Genomic DNA, 20,780 nt, shown 5'->3' with positions numbered 1-20,780 from the left:
CGCTCCTTTTGATTGCCGTCGTCAAATGGCGTCGGCGATCCGGTTACTGTTTGGGAACCGGGCAGGCCTCGGCGGGCGACTTGGTGATCTTGAGCTGATCCATCATGAAATCGGCGTTGCTCCTGGAATCGGCGAGGAGGGCGCCCGACCAATACGCCGTCTTGCAGGTGGCGGCGTCGCAATCGCCGCCAGCGGTCTGCCAGTCGCCCGTGCGGACCACGTCGCACGCGCAGATCGCCTTGTCGGGGTTGGCGGGATCGACCGTGCAAATCTTGTTGAGGCACTGCGACCAGGGCGTGCCGCTCTCGCATTTCAGCCCCTTCTTGCCCTGCTCGAACTGGGTCAGCGCGAACTGCGAATAGACGGTGCGAATGCCCTCCGCGTCCGTGCTCGGCTTGACCGTGTCGCAGGCGACCGTCGCGAGATTCGGACCTTCCTGGACATCGCAGACGCAGATCGAGATGTCGGGGTTGCCCGGCTGCGGGATGCAGGGCGCCGAGGTGCACAGGGCGAATTGCTGATGGCAGAGATAGTCCTTCGCGGCCGCCGGCTGCATCAGGCAGAGGATGGCGGCTAGACCTAGAATGGCAGGCAAAAGACGCAACATCACGGCTCGCATGGAAGGCTACTCCCGGTTCCAGTCCGCTATCGCAGTATAACGGCAGATTTTTTCCTGCTGCGATAGTCTGCCGCAGAAACGCCGATGGCGTGCGGCGCCTATTTGCTGCGGATGATTTCCGGCAGATCGAACGCCCGCCAGTCCGGCACGTCAGAGACTTCGGGAAATTCGACGCCGAACGAGGCGCGTGGATTTCATGCGCACGGACGACGAATAGCTGCCATTCGCACAGGGATCGGAGCGCCGTCGGAGCGCGGCGTCATCGCAATCAGACATATGCCGGCCCGCCACCCGGACTGGTGATCGAGAGATCGGAAATGGTCGGGATCCGGGTCCTGTGCTCAAGCCTGGGTCAGGCGCGTGCCTGCCATCGGCTCATGGAAGGAGGACGACAACCTGAGCCTACCCCATTGCGCCCTCGGCCATCGATCACCCGCCGAGTTCGCCACGGTAGTGGCACTGGAAACCGTGACCGCCCGAGGGCACAAATCAATCCTCCGGCTCTTTGCCAAAGCCGGAGGAGAAAAGGGCGTCACGTCAGTGCTGCGGGACGCCTTCAGGAGCCATCGCCTGGCAGCGTTTCACGACGTCAGTTCTCGAGAGCTCCATCTCGAACTCCCGGTTCGGTTTTCTTCCGCTTGTCGAGCAGGCTCATCACGAACACGAAGAAGGCCGGTACGAAGAAGATCGCCAGAACCGTCGCGGAGATCATGCCCCCCAGCACGCCGGTGCCGATGGCATTCTGGCTCGCCGCGCTTGCCCCGCTGGCGATCGCGAGCGGCACCACGCCGAGGGTGAAGGCGAGCGAGGTCATGAGGATCGGCCGGAAGCGCAGCTTCGCCGCCTCGATGGTCGCCTCGCGCAGCCCCATGCCGTGCGCCCGCAGGTCCTTCGCGAACTCAATGATCAGGATCGCGTTCTTGGCCGACAGGCCGATGATCGCGATCAGACCGACCATGAAGTACACGTCGTTCGGCATGCCTCGCAGCGTCACCGCAGCGACCGAGCCGATGACGCCGAGCGGCACCACCAGCATCACCGCGAGGGGGATCGCCCAGCTCTCGTAGAGAGCGGCGAGCAGCAGGAAGACCAGGAGGATACTCAACGCCATCAGGAACGGCGCCTGCGAACCGGACTGGATCTCCTGGAGCGACTGGCCGGTCCATTCATAGCCGAAGCCCTGCGGCAGCTCCTGCGCGAGGCGCTGCATCTCCGTGATCGCATCCCCCGAGGAGAAGCCCGGCGCGGCTTGGCCGGAGATGCGCATGGCGGGATAGCCATTATAGCCCACTACCTGGACCGGACCCTTGCTCCATTCGAGCGAGGCGAAGGCCGAGAATGGCACCATGCCGCCATGCACGTTGCGGGCGTTGAGGCGGAGAAGGTCCGCCGCCTGCATGCGCTGGCCCGCCTCCGCCTGTACCGTCACTCGCTGCATACGTCCCGCATTGGGGAAGTCGTTGACATAGGCCGAGCCGAGATTGGCCGAGAGGGTCGAGTTGATGTCGGCGAAGGTCACGCCGAACGTGTTAGCCTTCTCACGGTCGATGATGAGGTTCACCTGCGCGGAATCCGCCAGTCCCTCGACGCGCACTCCCGCCAGCGTCGGGCTCTGGGTCGCGGCAGTGAGCAACTGGTCGCGCGCGGCGGAGAGCGCCTGCTGGCCCGCACCCGAGCGGTCCTGCAGCCGGAAGGTGAATCCGGACGAGTTGCCGAGCCCGGAGATGGGCGGCGGCGACAGCGCAAAGGTCTGCGCGTCGCGCAGCTGCATCATCTTGCCGTTGATGCGTGCGGAGATCGCATCGGCCGAATCCTCGGGCCCGCGCTCGCTCCAGTCCTTCAGCGTGATGAACATCAGCGCCGCGTTATCGCCTCCTCCCGCGAAGCTGAAGCCCGAGATGCCGACAACACGTGCCACGGCGGGTTCGGCTATGGCGAACTGCTCGATCTGCTTGACGATTTCGAGCGTACGGTTGGCGCTTGCCTCGGCCGGGGCCTGAACGTCGACCAGAAGATAGCCCTGATCTTCGCCCGGCAGGAATGCCGAAGGCAGCCGCATGAAGCCCCAACCGAGGGCCGCGATCAGCACGAGATAGATCGCCATATAGCGGCCGGGACGGCTGGTGATCACCGATACCGCGCCGGTGTAGCGCGCCGTCACCTTGTCGAAGGTCCGGTTGAACCAGCCGAAGAAACCCTTCTTTTCCTGATGATGATGCCCTTTCGGGATCGGCTTCAGGAAGGTCGCGCACAGAGCCGGGGTCAGCGTAAGCGCGAGGAATCCCGAGAACAGGATCGAGACCACCATGGTCAGGCTGAACTGCTGGTAGATGATGCCGACCGCGCCGGGGAAAAATGCCATCGGCACGAACACCGCGGTCAGCACAAGCGTAATGCCGACGATAGCGCCGGTAATCTGCCCCATCGCCTTGCGCGTGGCTTCGCGGGGCGGCAGCCCCTCCTCCGTCATGATGCGTTCGACGTTCTCCACCACGACGATGGCGTCGTCGACGAGAATGCCAATCGCCAGCACCATGGCAAACATGGTCAGCACATTGATGGAGAAGCCGGAGATGAACATAACCGCGCAGGTGCCAAGCAGCGCGACCGGCACCACCAGCGTCGGGATAACGGTGTAGCGGAAATTCTGCAGGAATAGGAACATCACTGCGAATACGAGTGCCATCGCCTCAAGAAGCGTATGGATCACCTTCTCGATTGAAACTGCCACGAAGGGCGAGGTGTCATAGGGGATCTCGTATTTGAGCCCTGGCGGGAAGAACTGCGAAAGCTCCTCCATCTTCGCCTTCACCGCCGTTGCTGTTGCCAGCGCATTGCCGCTAGGCGTTAGTTGTACGCCAACCGCCGCGCTCGGCAGACCGTTGAGCCGGGTGGAGAAGTTGTACGATTCACCGCCGACCTCGACCCGTGCGACGTCGCGCAGACGCACGGAGGAGCCGTCCGTATTGGCGCGCAGCACGATCGCGCCGAATTCTTCCGGCGAGGTGAGCTGGCCGCGCACGAGAACGGTTGCGGAAAGCTGCTGGTCGATCGGGTTGGGCTGCGCCCCGATGCGTCCGGCCGCGACCTGCGCATTCTGCGCCTCTACGGCGCCCATCACGTCGGCGGGGGTGAGGCTGAGGCCGAGCATCTTGTCGGCGTCCATCCAGATCCGCATGGAACGCTGGGTGGCGAAGAGCTGTGCGCTGCCAACACCCGGCACACGCCGGATCTCGCCCAGCACGTTTCGGCTGAGATAATCGCCAAGTCCGACAACATCGACTGCCCCGTCCTCGGAGGTCAGGGTCACCAGCTGAAGAAAGCCGGCGCTCGCCTGCTCGACACGGATGCCCTGTTGGGTCACCGCGCGCGGCAGACGCGGTTCGACGCGGCTGAGGCGATTTTGTACCTCTACCTGCGCCTCGCCAATATCGCTACCCGGGGCGAAAGTGACATCTACACTGATGTTGCCATTAGCCTCGGAGGTGGACTCGAAATAGAGCAACCCGGGAACGCCGTTCAACTCCTCCTCGATGGGGCGTGTGACGCTCTGGTAAATCGCCTCCGGCGAGGCGCCCGGATAAGTCGTACTGATGCTGATCTGCGGCGGCGCAACATTGGGATACTGCGCGATGGGCAGCATGGGGATCGCGATAATCCCGCCGAGCATGATGAAGATGGCCACGACCCATGCGAAGATGGGCCGCCCGATAAAGAACCCGACCACGATCAGTCCTCCGTGCCGGCATTCTGGGGCGCGGAAATAGGCTTCCACGGCACGCCAGTGAATTTGGCGCCGGGGCGCATTTTCTGGAAGCCGTCGACCACTACCTGCTCGCCAGGCTTGAGGCCTTCCTCGATCACCTGCCGGTTATCATAGGAGCGCCCAGCACGAACGACGCGTAGCTCGGCGGTGCCATCCTCTTTCAGGACATAGACCTGCGGCAATCCGCTTCCGTCGCGCTGGATCGACTGTTGGGGAACGGCGATCGCGCCCTGTTGCACCCCCTGTTCAAGCGCGACGCGCACATACATGCCCGGCAGCAGATCACCCTCCGCATTAGGGAACTGCCCGCGCAGCGTAACCTGACCCGTCGTTGCGTCGACGGTCGCTTCCGAGAACAGCAACTGCCCGGCATGGGGGTAGGCGCTGCCATCGTCGAACAACAGGCGTACCGTCGCCGTACCGGCATCGGGCCCGGTGAGCGCGCCAACCTTGAGCGCACGGCGAAGAGCCAGGAGGTCGCCTGCCGACTGGGTGAAGTCGGCGTAGACAGGATCAAGTTGATGAATGGTCGCCAGCACATCGGCCGCACCAGTGCCGACAAGCGCGCCTTCGGTAATCAATGCGCGCCCAATACGCCCGCTGATGGGGGCCTTCACCTCAGAATATTGCAGATCGAGCTCTGCGGTAGCGAGGCTAGCCTGAGCGATGGCGACGTCCGCATCGGCCTGCGCGAGGGTTGCGACCGCATTGTCGGATTGCTGCGCGCTCGCGACGTTGCGGGTGCGCAACTCGGAAACGCGATCGGCCTGCTGGCTTGCCTGAAGGCGGGTGGCCTCAGCACGCTTTAGCGTCGCCTGAGCGCTCTGGACGCGCAGGCGGAAAGGGGCCGGGTCGATCCGGTAAAGCACGTCGCCCTGCTTCACCAAGCTTCCCTGCTCGAAAACCCGTTCGACGACGATGCCCGACACGCGCGGGCGCACCTCGGCGATGCGGGTCGGCGCGATGCGGCCGGGCAGGTTAGTTACGACGGGAATGTCCTCCGCCTGCGCGGTGATCACGCCGAGTGCGACCGGAGGCTGCTCGCCTCCCTGCGCACGCGCTGGCTGGGAAATCCCGAGTGCCGCGCTCGCTAGAGCGCCGATCAGCAGGAGGCGGGAGGACGAGGAAGTCTTGAACATCATGGCGATCAAACGGGCTTGAGGTCAATTGACGAGGCGCTATCGGAAATGGACGGCGGGATGGGAGGTCGCTCGGCCAGCCAACCGATCTGGCGAACGATCTTGTCACGCTCGCCGGGCTCGAACTGGTGCAGGTTCAGCCAGTCGAGCAGCATGATCCCCTGCAGGGCAAGGAAGGCCAGCCGCGCTCCATCCGGGTGGGTAGAGCCGCTTTCGATCTCTTCGAGGGTCGAGAGAATGGATTTCTTGACCGGCTCCCGGATAGCATCATCCTGCGCGAGGGCCGCACAGAGGTTGAGACCGACGGCCCGCTCCTCGTCCGAAAAGGTTCGGGTAGCAGCAGCGACGTAGCCGAGGATCTTGGCATTAGGCGCCCCGGCGAAACTGTCAACGGCCTGCTGGACGTGGTGTTCTTCAGCGGCCACGCGGCGCTCGACGAGAGCGCGGATCAACGCTTTCTTGGTCTTGTAGTCATAGATCACGCTGGCCTTGCTGATGCCGGCCTCGATGGCCACGGCCTCAAGCGTGAGATTAGCGGCCCCGCACCGCACGATGACCTGTTCGGCACAATCCAGGAGATGGCCTCGATCGATGGTCCTTCGTCTACCCATATCCCCTCGCGAATAATAACCGACCGTATGGATATTATTTGAAGGCTCCGGCGTCAACCCGGGCTCTGCCCCGCGGTCGGTTCTAAGGCGGCGTGGACGGGACAGGGGTAGCCAGCGTCGCGACCTTGCGGGCATCCGCGCGCGGGCGCACCCGTATCGGCATCGGCGACGGGCGCACTATCCTGAAGGCCTTTTGCCCCTATCAAAATACCTCCTATCGCGTCGGTCTGCGCCCGCCGTGTTCCATGATCTGGTGCTTCAGCCGCTGGTGCAGGCGCCCTTGCCGAAGGCGCTGATCGTCCCGGTCGACTCCTATGGCGCCTTGCCCGCGCGCCACGATGTCGACGCCGCCCTGCGGACCTGCGGCTAGGTCCAATCGAAATTCAGGGATTCACGGGCCGCCTGATGCGTGATTCATAGGTCTGCGCTTTGGCGGAGGTCTGCTCGATCCGGCTGTGGGGCGTTCCCGAGGCGGTCCTCGCTGACCGAGCCTATGACGCCAACAGCCTCAGTGCCCATCTGGCCAGCATCGGATTCGAGGCCGTCATCCCCTCGACCCGCTCACGCAAGACTCCAATCCCGCACAACCCGCTCATCTACAAACTACGCAACCACATCGAGCGTTGCTTCAACAAGCGCAAACACTTCCGCCGCGTCGCCACACGGTTCGACAGGCTGGCCAAACACTATCTCGCCTTCGTTCACATCGCCGCTTCCATGATCTGGATGCGGTGAATGTCGGTTCGATCTAGACGGCCGGCCGATATTCGGATCGCGCATCCGGCAACGGCGTTTGCCGAGGCGGCGCCGGTTACGCGGCGGCCGCCATCAATCGCGCCACCGCCCGACGGGCCATTTCGCGGACCAGATGGGCGCGATAGGCGCCGCCACCATGGATATCCGCGATCATCTCGTCCGCCGGCAGGCCAAGGCTCTCCAGCGCCGCAGGATTGAAGGCGCCGGCGAGCGCCGCCTCGGCCTCGCTCCAGCGGAAAACGCCGCCCTGCCCGGCGCCGGTCACGGCGACGCGCACGCCGGTTTCACCCAACGAAGCGTCTCCGCGCCAGACGAACACGCCCGCCATGGCGTAGCGCGAGGCGGGGTTGCGGAACTTCTCATAGGCCCCCTCCCCGCCGAGCGGAAACGAGACCTGAACCACGATCTCGTCCGGCTCCAGCGCAGTTTCGAACAGGCCGGTGAAAAAATCGGCCGCTGCGATTTCTCGGCGGTCCGTGACGATGGTGGCGGCGAGCGCCAGGCACGCGGCGGGATAATCGGCGGAAGGGTCGTTATTGGCGATCGAGCCGCCCAGCGTGCCGCGATTGCGCACCGCCGGATCGCCGATCAGCCCGGCCAGCGCCGCCAGCGCGGGCAGGCTCTCGCGCACCGTCGGCGAGGCCTCGACATCGGCATGGCGGGCTATGGCGCCGATGATCAGGCGTCCGTCCGCGAGGGTAATGGCGCGCAGCGCCGGCAGGCCGGATAGGTCGACAAGGTCGCTCGGCGCGGCGAGCCGCTGCTTCAGCGTGGCGATCAGCGTCTGGCCGCCGGCGAGCGGCTTGGCCTCCTCATGGGCGCGGAGCAGATCGACGGCCGCCGTGACCGTGTCCGGGCGGTGATAGGTGAAGGCGAACATGGCGCGCTCCTAGTCCACCCCATGAGCAGGGGCGGCCCCCATGGCCCGGGCACCGGCAACGATGGCCGTGACGATGTTGTGGTAGCCGGTGCAGCGGCAGATATTGCCCTCCAGCTCAGCGCGCACCGTCGTCTCGTCGAGAACGGGACCGTGGCGGCGGACCATGTCCATGGCGGAAAGGATCATGCCCGGGGTGCAGAAGCCGCATTGCAGGCCATGATGCTCGCGAAAGGCTTCTTGCATCGGGTGCAATTTCTCCCCCGTAGCTACTCCCTCGATGGTGAGCACCGCGCACCCCTCGGCCTGCACGGCGAGCACGGCGCAGGCTTTGACCGCCTCGCCATCGACATGGACGGTGCAGGCGCCGCACTGGCTGGTGTCGCAGCCGACATGGGTTCCGGTGAGCCGCAAGTCGTCGCGCAGCAACTGCACCAGCAAGGTTCGCACATCGGCGGTGACGGAGACAGCGCTGCCGTTCACGGTCAGCGAAAGGGCGCGCGCTGGAGAGTATGGAAACGAGGCATCGTCGAACGCATTCGGCTGCATTGCGCTACTCCCGTGTTGCGGCGGCGCTGGCGGTTCGGGGGCGATCACGGCGCCGCCTCGCTGGGCAGGGGCGGCGCGGGGATCGGTTGCGGGGCGACGATCTGCGCGAAGGCGCTGAAGAACTCGCCCGCCAGCTTGCGGGAGGTGCTGTCGATCAGCCGCGCCCCCAGCTGGGCGATCTTGCCGCCGACCATGGCCTGCGCGGCATAGGTCAGGAGCGTGGCGCCGTCCGCCTCGGGCTCCAGCCAGACATCGGCGCCGCCCTTGGCGAAGCCGGCGACGCCGCCCTGCCCCTCGCCGGTGATGCGGTAGCGACGGGGCGGATCGAGATCGGACAGCGTCACCGCGCCGGAAAAGCTGGCCTTCACCGGCCCGATCTTGAGAACGACCCGCGCGGTGAAGGCGGTTGCCGAATCTTGTGCCAGTTCCTGGCAGCCGGGAATGCATTGCCGCAGGATGTCAGGGTCGTTGAGGGCCCGCCACACCGCCTCGCGGGGAGCCTCGATACGTTGCGCGCCGGTCAGTTCCATATGCCACCTACATCAACAGCCTTGCGCCAGGCTCCATGAGCCCGCGCGCAAGAACCAAAGCTCCCGCCTCGCCCCGCCTGACCGCGGGCGGCGATAGGGACGCCGGGCACCAGGCGTCGGCTGCAAACTAGCAACGCCTGTGCCAAGCCTTTCCCCGCCCGGTCCCGACGCGCCTGCGCGCGCCCCGCAGCGAGGAAAACGGGTGGCGGAGGGCCGAATGCCGCCTTGTTCATCCCCGATTGCTCAAAATTAACTCACCCGGCAAGATCATTAAATATTGAGCAAATCGCCTTGAATGGTATTGTTACATAGCACACCATACCATCCGGCCTCGGCGCTGACCCGCCCGACGTCGGGGGCGCGCGACACGAAGGCCCCGCCGGGCAGGGGCCGCAGCGACAGTTTGGCGTTTCCAGCACAGGGAAGAATCGCATGTTCGCACACGGTATCCTTCGTTCCGCACGCGCCAGCCTTCTGGCAGGCGGCGTCGCCACCGGCCTGCTTGCCGCTGCGCTGGCGGCCCCCGCCATGGCGCAGGAGACGATCAAGATCGGCGCTCCGCTCGCCCTCACCGGCGGCCTCGCCGACGAAGGCCACAAGCAGGATGTCGTCTGGAAAATGTGGGTCGAGAAGATCAACGCCGCCGGCGGCATCCAGGTCGGCGATAAGAAGCTCAAGGTCGAGCTGATCGAATATGACTACCAGTCGGAGGGCCAGCGGGCCTCCCAGCTTGCCGAAAAGCTTATCAATGACGACAAGGTGCAGTTCCTGTTCTCGCCCTTCGGCTCGGGCCACACCAAGATCGTCGCCGGCGTCGGCGAGCGCTACCAGGTGCCGACCATCGCCTGCGTCGCTTCCTCCGAGAGCGTCTACGACCAGACGCTGAAATATCTGTTCGGCACCCTCTCGCCCAATGGCGGCATGACCACCGCGATGGTGAAATTCTTCAAGGAGAAGTTCCCCGAAACGAAGTCGATCGCCGTGCTCGGCCGTGACGACGTGTTCCCCAAATCCATGGCGGAAGGCATCGCCAAGGCGGCCGAGGCCGGCGGGCTGACGGTCGCCTACAAGGAGCTCTACCCGGTCGGCACCATGGACCATGCTGCCGCGCTGTCTTCCATCAAGGCCGCCAAGCCGGACTGGATCTACATCACCGGCTACACGCAGGACCTCATCCTCGCGCGCAAGCAGATGCAGGACCTCGGCATCACCGCGCCGATTGTCACCATGGTCACGGGCCCGTCCTACACGGAATTCACCCAGGGCCTCGGCCCGTTGGCCAACGGCATTTCCTCGTCGAGCTGGTGGCACCATCTCACCACCTATGAAGGCCAGGGCGTGTGGCCGACCACCGCCGCCTTCTACGAGGACTTCAAGGCCCGCACCAAGGGCGACCCGGACTATGTTCATGGGTCCTGCGCCGCGGCCGGCGAAGTGATCGTCGATGCGCTCGCCCGCGCCGGCTCGCTCGACAAAGCCAAGGTGCGCGACGCCATCGCGGCAACCGACATCCAGACCTTCTACGGCCCGATCAAGTTCGGCCCCAACGGCATGAACCTTTCCCGCGAACTGCCGATCATCCAGGTGCAGGACGGGGCCATCAAGGTGCTCGCCCCCGCCGCGATCAAGAACGCCGACATGATCGCCATGCCCTGACGGGCACGCATCCCCCACGCGCGCCGGCCCGCCCGGCGCGCGCCCTTCTTCAGTCTCGCGGCCGTCCCACTGGTTGCGACGGCGGGCCAGCGACAGGGGCGACATGGCGATCTACCTGCAGATCCTTTCGAACGGACTGATGCTCGGTGCGCTCTATGCCTGCCTGGCGGTCGGCTTCTCGCTGGTCTGGGGCGTGTTGAACGTCATCAACATGCTCCACGGCTCCTTCATCATCCTCGGCGGCTACCTCACCTTCTTCGCCTGGCATCTCTACGGCATCCATCCCGTGGTGATGCTGCCGATCGTGGCGGCGCTCATGTTCGCGCTCGGCTTTACGCTGCAGAAGCTGGTGATCAACCGGGTGGTCAGCGCGCCTGTCCTGACGACGCTGACGCTGACCTTCGGCCTCGACATGATCCTCTACAACGCGATGACCTACTGGTTCACCGCCACGCCGCGCCGGATCACGCTCGATCTCGGCGCGGTGCATCTGGGCTCCGTCGTGCTGCCGGTGGACCGGCTCATCGGCACCGGCCTCGCTCTGGCGATGACGCTGCTGCTTTATGCGGTGATGCGCGGCTCCACCATCGGCCGGGCCATTGTCGCCGTGAGGATGGACCGCTCCGCCGCCGAACTGATGGGCATCCGCACCGACCGCATCTACGCCATCACCTTCGGCATCGGCGCGCTGATGGCGGGCGTGGCGGGCGTGGTGTTCGCCACCGTGTTCCCGATCACCACCAACGTCACCGGCATCTGGCTCGGCAAGGCGTTCGTGGTCTGCGTGGTGGGCGGGCTCGGTTCGGTGCCGGGCGCGCTGGTTGGCGGGCTGGTGCTGGGGCTGGTGGAGAGCTTCGCCGGGCACTGGTTCGGTCCGCAGCAGGCGATCACCGCCGGCTTCGTGCTGATGCTGGTGCTGCTACTTACCCGGCCCACCGGCCTCGTCGGCGTGAGGGGGTACGAATGAGAAGCGGATTTCCCCTTTACGCAGCGATGGTTGCCGGCCTGCTGATACTCGCTACCACGCCGCTCTATGCCGATAATTACGTGGTGCGGACGGCGGCCATCGTCGCCATGTATGGCGCGCTCGCCACGTCGTGGAACTTCATCGGCGGCTTCACCGGCTATCCCTCCTTCTCCACCGCCGCCTTTTTCGGCCTCGGCGCCTATGTCGGGGCGATCTGCCAGCGCAACGGCATTCCGATGGGCCTCGCCTGGGCCATCGCGACGGTGACGGTGGCCGGCTTCGCCGCGCTGCTGGGCGGCATCATCCTGCGGCTGCGCGGCCATTACTTCGCCATCGGCTCCATCGCCGTGGTCGAATTGTGCCGGCTGGTGGTCTCCTCCTGGTCGAGCCTGACCGGGGGCGGCGACGGGTTGAACCTGCCGCTGATGGCCTGGCCGCCCGAGCAGTTGATGCGCTTCTTCCTGTTCGTGATGCTCGGCATCCTCCTCGCCAGCCTCATCGCCACGATCCTCGTGGACCGTTCGCGCCTCGGCTTCGGCCTGCGCTGCATCCACCAGAACGAGGATGCCGCCGCCATGGTGGGCATCAACACCACCGCCTACAAAATCGCGGCCTACACGCTCTCCGCCATGTTCTGCGCCACCGCGGGCGCGGCCTATGCCTCGTGGACCGGCTATATCGACCCCACCGATTCCTTCCAGATCGTGATGACGGTGAAGGTCGTCGTCATGGCGCTGCTCGGCGGCGCCGGCACCATCCTCGGCCCCGCTCTTGGCGCGGCGGCGTTCGTGCTGCTGGAAGAACTGTTCTGGGCGAACTTCCTCGACTGGAACCGCGCCATTCTCGGCGTCGTCATCGTGCTGCTGATCTTCTTCCTGCCCGGCGGGCTTCTCAGCCTCGGCGTGCTGCGCCGCCTGCGCGCAGCGACCGGCTCGGCAAAGGCGGAGGGCGGCAAGTGATCACGCCGACAATCCAGCCCATCCTGTGCCTCGACGGCGTGTCCAAGCAGTTCGGCGGGCTCAACGCACTCACCGACGTCTCGTTCTCGCTGAACGAGGGCGAAGTCGTCGGCCTCATCGGGCCGAACGGGGCGGGCAAGACCACGCTGGTCAATGTCGTGACCGGCAATCTTCGCCGGTCTTCCGGCCGCATCCTGTTCAAAAGCGAGGATGTCGGGCTGCAGAAGCCCTATCAGGCCGCCCGGCGCGGCCTCGCCCGCACCTTCCAGATCGTCCAGCCCTTTCCTGCCATGACCGTGCTGGAGAACGTCACCGCCGGCGCGCTGTTCGGCGCGGGCGCTGGCTCGCTGGGCGATGCGCGCGACATGGCCATGCAGAGCCTCGAATTCGTCGGACTCGACGGGCTGGCGGACCGGCCCGCCGCCAACCTGGCGCTGGCGGCGCGCAAGCGGCTGGAACTCGCCAAAAGCCTCGCCATGAATCCGAAAGTGCTGATGCTCGACGAGGTCAATGCCGGCCTCAACTCGTCCGAGATCGACGGCGCCCTCGCCCTCATCCGCAGGATCGCCGAGCGCGGCGTCACGGTGCTCATCATCGAGCACCTGATGAAGGTCGTCCTCTCGCTCTCGAAGCGCCTGCTGGTGCTGCATTACGGCCAGCTCATCGCCGATGGGCCGAGCGCGGAAATCGTCGCCGACGAGCGGGTGATCGAAGCCTATCTCGGCGCCAAATTCGCCGCGCGCCTCAAGGAGCTCAACCATGGCTGAGCCGCTTCTGGCGCTCGAAGGCGTAACCTCCGGCTATGGCCAGATCCGAGTGCTGTGGGGCATGGACCTCGCGGCCCAGCCCGGCGAGATCGTTGCCCTGGTCGGCTCCAACGGCGCCGGCAAGACCACCCTGCTGCGCACCATTTCCGGGCAGATCGCTCCGCAGGCGGGCACGATCCGCTTCAACGGCGAGAGCATCGGCGGCGCGCGGCCCGATATCGTGCTCAAGGCCGGCCTCGCCCATGTGCCGGAGGGCCGCCGCCTGTTCCGAGGCCTCACCGTGCGCGACAATCTGATGCTCGGCGCCTATCTGCGCACCGACCGGGCGGCGATCGCGCGGGACCTCGACTGGGTGTTCGAGCTGTTTCCGATCCTGAGCGACCGCCAGCGCCAGGACGCCACCACACTGTCGGGGGGCGAGCAGCAGATGTGCGCGGTCGGGCGCGGAATCATGTCGCGCCCGCGCCTTCTGATGATCGACGAACTCTCGCTCGGCCTGTCGCCGCGCATGGTGGAGCATCTGGGCGAGGCGCTGCTGGCATTGAACAGGGCCGGCCAGACCATCCTGCTGGTCGAGCAGGATGTGATGACCGCCTTCGAGCTCTCGCACCGCGCCTACATCGTCGAGAACGGCCGTGTCGCCCGCTCCGGCCTCTCGGCGGAACTGGCCCGCGACCCCACCGTCAGTGAGGCTTACCTGTCGATTTAATCACAGCGATATAAGAATAATTTGGACCAATGGTTCTATCATTAGTATCATATGATTTCGTCGCGTTGCCGACCATCGCTCGCCGCCTCGCAGGAAACGCATGAACCCGTTCGATCTGCCCTCCGCCGTTACCGATGCTTCGACCTATCAGCGCACGGTCGCGCATCTGCGCGGGCGTGGCATCGTGCTGCCGCGCTTTTCCGAGCTTGCGGCACCGGGGACGATGCCCGCCGGCGCGCGCGCCATGGCGGAGGCCGCCGACAGCCACGCCCCGGACGCGCGGAACCTGTTCGGCCTGCACTGGTTCAATGAGGCGGCGACCCTCGCCGGCAAGCCCGTGCCAGCGCATATCGAGCTGCCGAGTTCCATCACCGGCGTGCCTGCGCGCATCGTGGTGATGCTCGGGCGGCATTTCCCGATGATCCAGGCGCACAAGGTGCTGGCGGCCTATGCGTGCCTCGCCCCGCGCCTCGTCACCGGCATGTTCGACCCCACTCACCACCGCGCCGTGTGGCCCTCCACCGGCAATTACTGCCGGGGCGGCATCGCCATCTCGCGCATTCTCGGCTGCCACGGCGTCGCGGTGCTACCGGGCGGGATGAGCGCCGAGCGCTTCAACTGGCTGGAAAAATGGGTCACGGACCCCGCCGACATCGTGCGCACGCCGGGCACCGAGTCGAACGTCAAGGAAATCTACGACGCCTGCGCCGAGATGGCGAAGGATGAGAGCAATTTCATCCTCAACCAGTTCTCGGAATTTCCGAACTACCTCGCCCATTACGCCGTCACCGGCGCGGCGGCCGGGGCATTGTTCCAGGGGCTCCGCGCGGGCGCGCCGGGGCTGCGGCTGGCCGCCTTCGTGGCCGGCACCGGCTCCGCCGGCACGCTCGGCGCAGGCGACCACCTCAAGGAAGAATACGGCGCCCGGATCGTCGCCATGGAGCCGGTGGAGTGCCCCACCCTGCTCTATAACGGCTTCGGCGAGCACAACATCCAGGGCATCGGCGACAAGCATGTGCCCCTCATCCACAATGTCACCAACACAGACATCGTCGCCGGCGTCTCGGATGCCGCCTCGGACGATCTTGCACTGCTGTTCGGCACGCCGGCCGGCCGCGCCTATCTCGCCGAGCGGCGCGGGGTAGATGCGGCGACGCTGGACGGGCTGGCCTCGCTGGGCCTGTCGGGGATCGGCAATGTGGTGGCCGCCATCAAGACCGCCCGCCGGCTCGACCTCGACGCGGACGACGTCATCCTCACCGTGGCGACCGACGGCGCCGCGCTTTACGCCAGCGAGCGCGACCAGCATCTCGCCCGCAAGGGCGGCAGCTTCGACCAGATCAGCGCCGGCGAGGCTTTCGGCCAGCATCTGCTCGGTGCCGGCGCCGACCATGTGCTGGAGCTTGATCACCGCGACCGCCAGCGCGTGTTCAACCTCGGCTATTACACCTGGGTCGAGCAGCAGGGCATCAGCGTCGAGGATTTCGAGCGGCGCCGCCACCAGAGCTTTTGGCGCGGGCTTCGCGCCCATCTCGACATTTTCGACGAGCTGATCGCCCGCATGAATCGCGACATCGGCATCGCGCAGGCGGCGTAGGAGAGTCATGTGACACCCCCCTCCTATCTCGACCTGCGCGAAAAGACCCGCGCGCGCGACCGCAGCCTGCGCGACAAGGTGATGTCGCTGGAGGACGCCGCGGCGCTGGTGGCGGACGGCGACAGCCTCGCCATCGGTGGCTGCACCGCCTCGCGCACGCCGTTCGCGATGATCTGGGCGCTGATCCGCGCCGGCAAGCGCGACCTTGAGGTCTCCCGCTCCATCGTCTCCACCGAGGGCGACCTGCTCTACGCCTCGGGCGTTTCGCGCCACATCATCACCTCATGGTTCAGCCAGGGCATCGTGTGGGGCGTCTCCAAGGTGATGCGCGCCTATACCGAGAGTAAGCGCGCGCGCTTCGAGGAATGGAGCCACATGGCGATGGGCCTGCGCTACCGCGCCGGGGCCATGGGCGTGCCCTTCATGCCGATGCGCTCCATGCTCGGCTCGGGCGTGCTGGACCGCGCGGAGGGCGCCCGGACGATGGAGTGCCCCTTCACCGGCGAGACGCTGCTGCTGGTGCCGGCGCTGAACCCCGAGGTGGCGATCATTCATGTCCAGCGCTGCGACGCCTATGGCAACGCCCAGATCGACGGGCTGACCTTCATGGACATCGACATGGCGATGGCCGCCAACAAGGTGATCCTCACCACCGAGCGGATCGTTTCCAACGAGCAGATCCGCCGGCATCCGGACCAGACCAAGATCGGCTTCTTCACGGTCGACGCCGTGGTCGAGGTGCCCTTCGGCAGCGCGCCGCACGAGTGCTACGGCCTCTACGAGCCGTTCTACAGCCACATGGATCTTTACGCGCAGATGACCGCGAAGGACCCGGATGCGGGGGCACGGGCCTATCTCGACCGCTTCTATCACGAGCCGAAGAACTGGGCCGACTATCTCAGCCGCATCGGCATGGCGGAACTGCTCGACGCCCAGCGGCGAGGGAGTGGCATTTATGACGACTGAACGCGCGCGCATCAGCCTTTCCGTAGCCCCGGCCTATACCGGCTCCGAACTGCTCGCGGTGATGAGCGCGCGCCTGCTCAAGGAAGGGCAGACCGTGTTCGCCGGCGTCGGCATTCCGCTGCTGGCCGCCATTCTCGCGCAGAAGACCCATGCGCCGGGCCTCACTATCCTGTTCGAGGGCGGGGTGATCGGCCCGTTCGTGGAAGCGGGCAAGCTGCCGCCCTCCACCAATGAGCAGCGCTGCTCGCGCCGCGCCAACATGCTGGTGTCGATTACCGAGGTGCTGCTGCTGCTGCAGCGCGGCTATGTCGATGTCGGCTTCATGGGCGGGGCGCAGATCGACCGTTTCGGCAATCTGAACTCCTCCTTCATCGGCGATGCGGAAAACCCGAAGATCCGTCTTCCCGGCACCGGCGGTGGAAATGACATAGCCTCGCTAGCCGACATGATCGTTGCCATGAAGCACGAGAAGCGCCGTTTCGTGGAGAAGGTGGACTTCATCACCTCGCCCGGCTTCATCGATGGCGGCGACACGCGGGCGCAGGCGGGCCTGCCCGCCGGTGGCATGTTCCGGGTGGTGACGGATCTCGGCATTCTCGGCTTCGAGGCAGAGAGCCGCGCCATGACGGTGGTGGCTCTCCACCCCGGCGTGTCAGCCGCCGACATCAAGGCCAATACCGGCTTCGAGCTGCCCGTGCCCGACGATGTCGAGGTTACGCCCGCACCGACCCCGACCGAGCTCGCCATCCTGCGCGAACTCGACCCCGAACAGCTTTACACGGCCTGATCGGCCGTCATCGGCAAGCGTGGAAACGATCATGAGTGTACCGGCCTTCGGCGTCGCGATGCGCAACTTCACCCGCTTCCCCGAGCTGCCGGATGCGGGCGCGCTGATCGACTATGGCGTGCGGATGGAGGAACTCGGCTTCGAGTCGCTGTGGGTGTGGGACCACATCCTGCTCGGCACCGACCCGCATTTCCCGATCCTCGATTCGCTCTCCCTGCTCACCGCCGTGGCCGCGCGCACCAAGACGATCAAGATCGGCACCGGCGTGCTGGTGCTGCCGCTGCGCAACCCGGTCATTCTGGCCAAGCAGCTCTCCACCATCGACCTGATCTCGAACGGGCGCCTGATGCTCGGCGCGGCGGTGGGCTGGTACAAGCGGGAATTCGACGCCGTCGGCATCCCCTATGAGCGACGCGGCAAGATCATGGACCGCAACCTCGACATCCTGAAACGGTTGTGGACCGAGGATTCCGTCAGCGGCCAATGGGACGAACTGGACCTGCGAAAAGCGGTGATGTTCCCCAAGCCCGTGCAGAAGCCGCACCCGCCCATCCTCATCGGCGGCTATGTCGATGTCGTGCTCAAGCGTGCCGCCACAAAGGGCGATGGCTGGCTGACCTATTTCTACACGCCCGAATCCTACACCGAGGCGTGGGGCAAGATATCCGCCTATGCGCAGGAGGCCGGCCGCGACCCTGCCGATCTCTACAGCCTCAACCAGCTTCCGATCTATGTCGGCCCGCGAGAGACCGGCATGCCGAAGATGCTGGAATGGCTGAACGCCGAATGGGACCTGTCCAAGGGCTCGCTCTCCAGTTTCGACAGCGCCATCGTCGGCACCCCGACCGAATGCGCCGAGCAAATCGCCGCCCATATCGCGACAGGAGTGAAGAAGATCGTCTTCGTGCCGTGGCGCTATGAGAAGGAGCAGGTGGACCTGCTCGCCCATGAAGTGCTGCCGCTGCTGCGGAAGTAAGGGCACGCCGGCGCCTGCCAACGCATCGTCATACCCGGGCCAAGTCCGGAATGACGGTATAATGCGGATTAACGCCCATCTCTCCCTGGCCGAACGGGGCCAGGCCCCTACCCCCGCAGCGCCGTCAGGCTCCCCAGCTTCGCCCACTTGCCCGCCGCTGGCTCGACGCGCGGACTGAGCGCCTCGGCGGCATAGGAGCGCTGCTTCTGGCGCGAGGGCGCGTCCGCGTAGAGCGTTGTGCGCTGGCGGGCGAGCCGCCCGGCGGCGCGGATCGCCGCTTCCATCCGGTCCGGCGGGAACTCCTGCCCATGCGTGCCGCCGGCGGCCCGGCTGATGGATTCGTCCATCAGTGTGCCGCCAATGTCGTTGGCGCCGGACCTCAGCGCATCGACGATGCCGCCCTCCCCCAGCTTTACCCATGAGGCCTGCACGTTGGGAATGAGCGGGTGCAAAGCGAGCCGCCCCACCGCGTGCATCAGCAAGGCCTCGCGCCGGCTCGGCCCCTGCCGGGTGCCGCCCTTGAGGTAAAGCGGCGCCTCCATGTGCAGGAAAGGCAGCGGCACGAATTCGGTGATGCCGCCGGTTTCCCCCTGCAGGCGGCGCAGGCGCAGCATATGGCGCGCCCAGTGGGCGTAGCTGTCGACATGGCCGAACATGATGGTCGAGGTGGTCTTGAGCCCCACGCGATGGGCATCGCCCACGGTCTCCAGCCATTCGTCCGTGTTCAGTTTGTCCGGGCAGATGAGCGCGCGCACCTCGTCGTCGAGAATTTCCGCCGCCGTGCCGGGCAGCGAGCCGAGCCCGGCCTCCTTCAGGCGCAGGAGGAATTCCGGCACCGGAAGGCCGAGCGTCTTCGCGCCGTGGCGCACTTCCAGCGCGGAGAACGCGTGGACATGCATGCCGGGCACGGCCTGCTTCACTGCGCGCAGAATGGAAAGGTAGGTCTCGCCGGAGAAATCCGGGTGGATGCCGCCCTGCATGCACACTTCGGTGGCGCCGCGCTCCCACGCCTCCCGCGTGCGGCGCTGGATTTCGGAGAGGTCGAGCTCATAGGCCCTGCCGCGCAGATGCTGGTTCTGCCGCCCCTTGGAGAAGGCACAGAAGCCGCATTTGTAAGCGCAAACATTGGTGTAGTTGATGTTGCGCGTCACGACATAGGAGACGGTGTCGCCCACCGCCTCGCGGCGCAGCGCGTCAGCGGCCTCGAAGACGTGGCGCACCCGGTCGCCGCGCGCGTCGAACAGGCTAGCGATGTCGGCCTCGCCCAGTTCGCGCCCCGCAAACGCCCGGTCGAGAACGCCATCGAGCGCGCGGTCCGGCCCGGCCAGCGCCGGCGCGGCCGGCCAGTCGACCACGAGCGCGACCTCCTCCGCCGCCCCCACCCGCCAGCCGCTCTCCTGCGCCAGCCCCGCCGCGTCGGCACGGCGCAGCACGAGGGGAGCCACGCGGGCGTCGAGCCATGTCGCCCGGGCGGCGATGGTGGCGGGATAGGCGGCGAGGCGCGGGGCGAGCGCCTTGCCCGCCTGGGCCGTTGCCGCCCCCAGCGCCGCCAGCGCCGGCCAGGGCGCCTCCGGGTTAACGTGATCGGGCGTCACCGGCGAGACCCCGCCCCAATCATTGATGCCGGCCTCGATGAGCGCCTTCAGCCCCTCCGGCTGGAGATTGGGCGGCGCCTGTAGCGAGACGCCGGCACCGAGCACGACGCGCGCCACCGCCACCGTCCACAAATGGTCCTCCAGCGAGGGCTCCGGCGCGTTTGCCATGCGGGTGCCGGGCTTGGCGCGGAAATTCTGGATGATGACTTCCTGCACATGGCCGTGCCGCTCATGCGATGCGCGGATGGCGAGCAGCGCCTCGATGCGTTCCCGGCGCGTCTCGCCGATGCCGATCAGCAGGCCGGTGGTGAACGGCACCCGCGCCCGCCCCGCCGCCTCCAGCGTGGCGAGGCGCGCCGCCGGCAGCTTGTCCGGTGAGCCGAAATGGGGCCCGCCGCGGGCGGAAAGCCGCTCGGCTGTGGTCTCGATCATCAGCCCCTGGGAGGCGGACACTTCGCGCAGGCTGGCGAGCTCCGCCTCGTCCATCACTCCCGCATTGAGGTGCGGCAGCAGCCCGGTCTCCTCCAGCACCAGCGCCGCCATGGCGCGCAGATAGGAGAGCGTGCTGGCATGGCCGAGCGCCGCCAGTTCCTCCCGCGCCACGCCATAGCGCTGCTCCGGCTTGTCGCCGAGCGTGAACAGCACCTCGTCGCAGCCCATGCGCGCGCCGGCGCGGGCGATCTCCAGCACCTCCTCCGGGGTCAGGAAGGCCCGCTGTCCCTTGCGGGGCGGATGGGCGAAGGTGCAGTAGTGGCAGACATCCCGGCACAGCTGGGTGAGCGGGATAAAGACTTTTCGCGAGACGGTGACGGTGCTGCCAAAGCCGGCATCGCGCAGCCGCGCCGCCCGCGCCATCAGCGCGAGGAGGTCGGTCTCATCCGCGAGCGCGAGGGCCGCCTCGTCGTCGAGGCGCTCGCCCGGGGAAACAACCGCCCCGCCTCGCGCTCCAGCCAT

Annotated in this window: 19 protein-coding genes; 11 read left to right on the top strand and 8 right to left on the bottom strand. The window is 66.3% G+C overall.

What is annotated here, in order from left to right:
- Positions 1-43: 43 nt before the first annotated feature.
- The 4 genes from EV667_RS05265 to EV667_RS05250 form a co-directional block, all read right to left on the bottom strand.
- Entirely contained in the window at positions 44-607 is a 564-nt protein-coding gene (locus tag EV667_RS05265) for a hypothetical protein (RefSeq protein ID WP_131834221.1), read from the bottom strand.
- A gap of 601 nt (positions 608-1,208) precedes the next feature.
- Entirely contained in the window at positions 1,209-4,346 is a 3,138-nt protein-coding gene (locus EV667_RS05260) for an efflux RND transporter permease subunit (protein ID WP_131834220.1), read from the bottom strand.
- 2 nt (positions 4,347-4,348) lie between these two features.
- Positions 4,349-5,527, bottom strand: coding sequence for an efflux RND transporter periplasmic adaptor subunit (locus EV667_RS05255; RefSeq protein ID WP_131834219.1), 1,179 nt, complete (start codon positions 5,525-5,527; stop codon positions 4,349-4,351).
- A gap of 5 nt (positions 5,528-5,532) precedes the next feature.
- Positions 5,533-6,135: a TetR/AcrR family transcriptional regulator gene (locus EV667_RS05250; RefSeq protein WP_245516075.1), complete on the bottom strand. Its 603-nt coding sequence runs from the start codon at positions 6,133-6,135 to the stop codon at positions 5,533-5,535.
- 238 nt (positions 6,136-6,373) lie between these two features.
- On the opposite strand from EV667_RS05250, the gene EV667_RS23050 reads away from it, so the two are divergent.
- Both EV667_RS23050 and EV667_RS05245 read left to right on the top strand, forming a co-directional pair.
- Complete coding sequence (locus tag EV667_RS23050; RefSeq protein WP_280960218.1) at positions 6,374-6,505, top strand: hypothetical protein; 132 nt, start codon at positions 6,374-6,376, stop codon at positions 6,503-6,505.
- Between the two features lie 59 nt (positions 6,506-6,564).
- Positions 6,565-6,870 (top strand): transposase, encoded by a 306-nt coding sequence (locus EV667_RS05245; protein ID WP_131834217.1) that lies wholly within the window; start codon positions 6,565-6,567, stop codon positions 6,868-6,870.
- A gap of 76 nt (positions 6,871-6,946) precedes the next feature.
- Here the strand turns inward: EV667_RS05245 and EV667_RS05240 are convergent, their stop codons facing one another.
- Genes EV667_RS05240 through EV667_RS05230 form a run of 3 tightly spaced genes read right to left on the bottom strand, consistent with a single transcriptional unit; the run spans position 6,947 to position 8,847 of the window.
- A complete protein-coding gene (locus EV667_RS05240; protein WP_131834216.1) occupies positions 6,947-7,771 on the bottom strand; it encodes an FAD binding domain-containing protein in 825 nt (274 codons plus the stop codon).
- Positions 7,772-7,780: 9 nt separating this feature from the next.
- A complete protein-coding gene (locus EV667_RS05235; protein ID WP_131834215.1) occupies positions 7,781-8,317 on the bottom strand; it encodes a (2Fe-2S)-binding protein in 537 nt (178 codons plus the stop codon).
- 44 nt (positions 8,318-8,361) lie between these two features.
- Entirely contained in the window at positions 8,362-8,847 is a 486-nt protein-coding gene (locus EV667_RS05230; protein WP_131834214.1) for an SRPBCC family protein, read from the bottom strand.
- Positions 8,848-9,279: 432 nt separating this feature from the next.
- Between EV667_RS05230 and EV667_RS05225 the strand changes: the two genes are divergently transcribed.
- The 9 genes from EV667_RS05225 to EV667_RS05185 all read left to right on the top strand — a co-directional run bounded on the left by EV667_RS05225 (position 9,280) and on the right by EV667_RS05185 (position 18,231).
- Entirely contained in the window at positions 9,280-10,503 is a 1,224-nt protein-coding gene (locus EV667_RS05225; RefSeq protein WP_131834213.1) for an amino acid ABC transporter substrate-binding protein, read from the top strand.
- A 103-nt stretch (positions 10,504-10,606) separates the two neighbouring features.
- On the top strand, positions 10,607-11,470 hold the full coding sequence (locus EV667_RS05220; protein ID WP_131834212.1) for a branched-chain amino acid ABC transporter permease: 864 nt from the start codon (positions 10,607-10,609) through the stop codon (positions 11,468-11,470).
- Positions 11,467-12,429, top strand: coding sequence for a branched-chain amino acid ABC transporter permease (locus EV667_RS05215; RefSeq protein WP_131834211.1), 963 nt, complete (start codon positions 11,467-11,469; stop codon positions 12,427-12,429). The genes EV667_RS05220 and EV667_RS05215 overlap by 4 nt, the downstream gene beginning before the upstream one ends.
- Positions 12,426-13,196: an ABC transporter ATP-binding protein gene (locus EV667_RS05210; RefSeq protein ID WP_245515975.1), complete on the top strand. Its 771-nt coding sequence runs from the start codon at positions 12,426-12,428 to the stop codon at positions 13,194-13,196. The genes EV667_RS05215 and EV667_RS05210 overlap by 4 nt, the downstream gene beginning before the upstream one ends.
- Complete coding sequence (locus tag EV667_RS05205; RefSeq protein ID WP_131834210.1) at positions 13,189-13,905, top strand: ABC transporter ATP-binding protein; 717 nt, start codon at positions 13,189-13,191, stop codon at positions 13,903-13,905. Before EV667_RS05210 ends, EV667_RS05205 begins: the two co-directional genes overlap by 8 nt.
- A gap of 100 nt (positions 13,906-14,005) precedes the next feature.
- Positions 14,006-15,502, top strand: coding sequence for a pyridoxal-phosphate dependent enzyme (locus EV667_RS05200; protein WP_131834209.1), 1,497 nt, complete (start codon positions 14,006-14,008; stop codon positions 15,500-15,502).
- Between the two features lie 9 nt (positions 15,503-15,511).
- Positions 15,512-16,468, top strand: a complete 957-nt coding sequence (locus tag EV667_RS05195; protein ID WP_131834208.1) for a CoA transferase subunit A — start codon at positions 15,512-15,514, stop codon at positions 16,466-16,468.
- Complete coding sequence (locus EV667_RS05190; RefSeq protein WP_131834207.1) at positions 16,458-17,255, top strand: CoA-transferase subunit beta; 798 nt, start codon at positions 16,458-16,460, stop codon at positions 17,253-17,255. The genes EV667_RS05195 and EV667_RS05190 overlap by 11 nt, the downstream gene beginning before the upstream one ends.
- Before the next feature lie 31 nt (positions 17,256-17,286).
- Positions 17,287-18,231, top strand: a complete 945-nt coding sequence (locus tag EV667_RS05185) for an LLM class flavin-dependent oxidoreductase (RefSeq protein ID WP_131834206.1) — start codon at positions 17,287-17,289, stop codon at positions 18,229-18,231.
- A gap of 107 nt (positions 18,232-18,338) precedes the next feature.
- On the opposite strand, the gene cofH is transcribed toward EV667_RS05185, so the two are convergent.
- The gene (gene cofH / locus EV667_RS05180; protein ID WP_131834205.1) at positions 18,339-20,780 is read right to left on the bottom strand and encodes a 5-amino-6-(D-ribitylamino)uracil--L-tyrosine 4-hydroxyphenyl transferase CofH; all 2,442 of its coding nucleotides are present in this window, start codon (positions 20,778-20,780) and stop codon (positions 18,339-18,341) included.

The sequence above is a fragment of the Ancylobacter aquaticus genome, from assembly GCF_004339465.1.
Classification (GTDB): Bacteria; Pseudomonadota; Alphaproteobacteria; order Rhizobiales; family Xanthobacteraceae; genus Ancylobacter; species Ancylobacter aquaticus.
Note: the sequence above shows the minus strand (reverse complement) of the source record. Positions and strands in the feature narration are given on the sequence as shown.

Coding starts and splice junctions, on each gene's coding strand:
- EV667_RS05265 (WP_131834221.1), bottom strand. CDS start 607: ATGTTGCGTCTTTTGCCTGCCATTCTAGGTCTAGCCGCCATCCTCTGC.
- EV667_RS05255 (WP_131834219.1), bottom strand. CDS start 5,527: ATGATGTTCAAGACTTCCTCGTCCTCCCGCCTCCTGCTGATCGGCGCT.
- EV667_RS05250 (WP_245516075.1), bottom strand. CDS start 6,135: ATGGGTAGACGAAGGACCATCGATCGAGGCCATCTCCTGGATTGTGCC.
- EV667_RS05240 (WP_131834216.1), bottom strand. CDS start 7,771: ATGTTCGCCTTCACCTATCACCGCCCGGACACGGTCACGGCGGCCGTC.
- EV667_RS05235 (WP_131834215.1), bottom strand. CDS start 8,317: ATGCAGCCGAATGCGTTCGACGATGCCTCGTTTCCATACTCTCCAGCG.
- EV667_RS05230 (WP_131834214.1), bottom strand. CDS start 8,847: ATGGAACTGACCGGCGCGCAACGTATCGAGGCTCCCCGCGAGGCGGTG.
- EV667_RS05225 (WP_131834213.1), top strand. CDS start 9,280: ATGTTCGCACACGGTATCCTTCGTTCCGCACGCGCCAGCCTTCTGGCA.
- EV667_RS05220 (WP_131834212.1), top strand. CDS start 10,607: ATGGCGATCTACCTGCAGATCCTTTCGAACGGACTGATGCTCGGTGCG.
- EV667_RS05215 (WP_131834211.1), top strand. CDS start 11,467: ATGAGAAGCGGATTTCCCCTTTACGCAGCGATGGTTGCCGGCCTGCTG.
- EV667_RS05205 (WP_131834210.1), top strand. CDS start 13,189: ATGGCTGAGCCGCTTCTGGCGCTCGAAGGCGTAACCTCCGGCTATGGC.
- EV667_RS05200 (WP_131834209.1), top strand. CDS start 14,006: ATGAACCCGTTCGATCTGCCCTCCGCCGTTACCGATGCTTCGACCTAT.
- EV667_RS05190 (WP_131834207.1), top strand. CDS start 16,458: ATGACGACTGAACGCGCGCGCATCAGCCTTTCCGTAGCCCCGGCCTAT.
- EV667_RS05185 (WP_131834206.1), top strand. CDS start 17,287: ATGAGTGTACCGGCCTTCGGCGTCGCGATGCGCAACTTCACCCGCTTC.
- cofH (WP_131834205.1), bottom strand. CDS start 20,780: ATGGCTGGAGCGCGAGGCGGGGCGGTTGTTTCCCCGGGCGAGCGCCTC.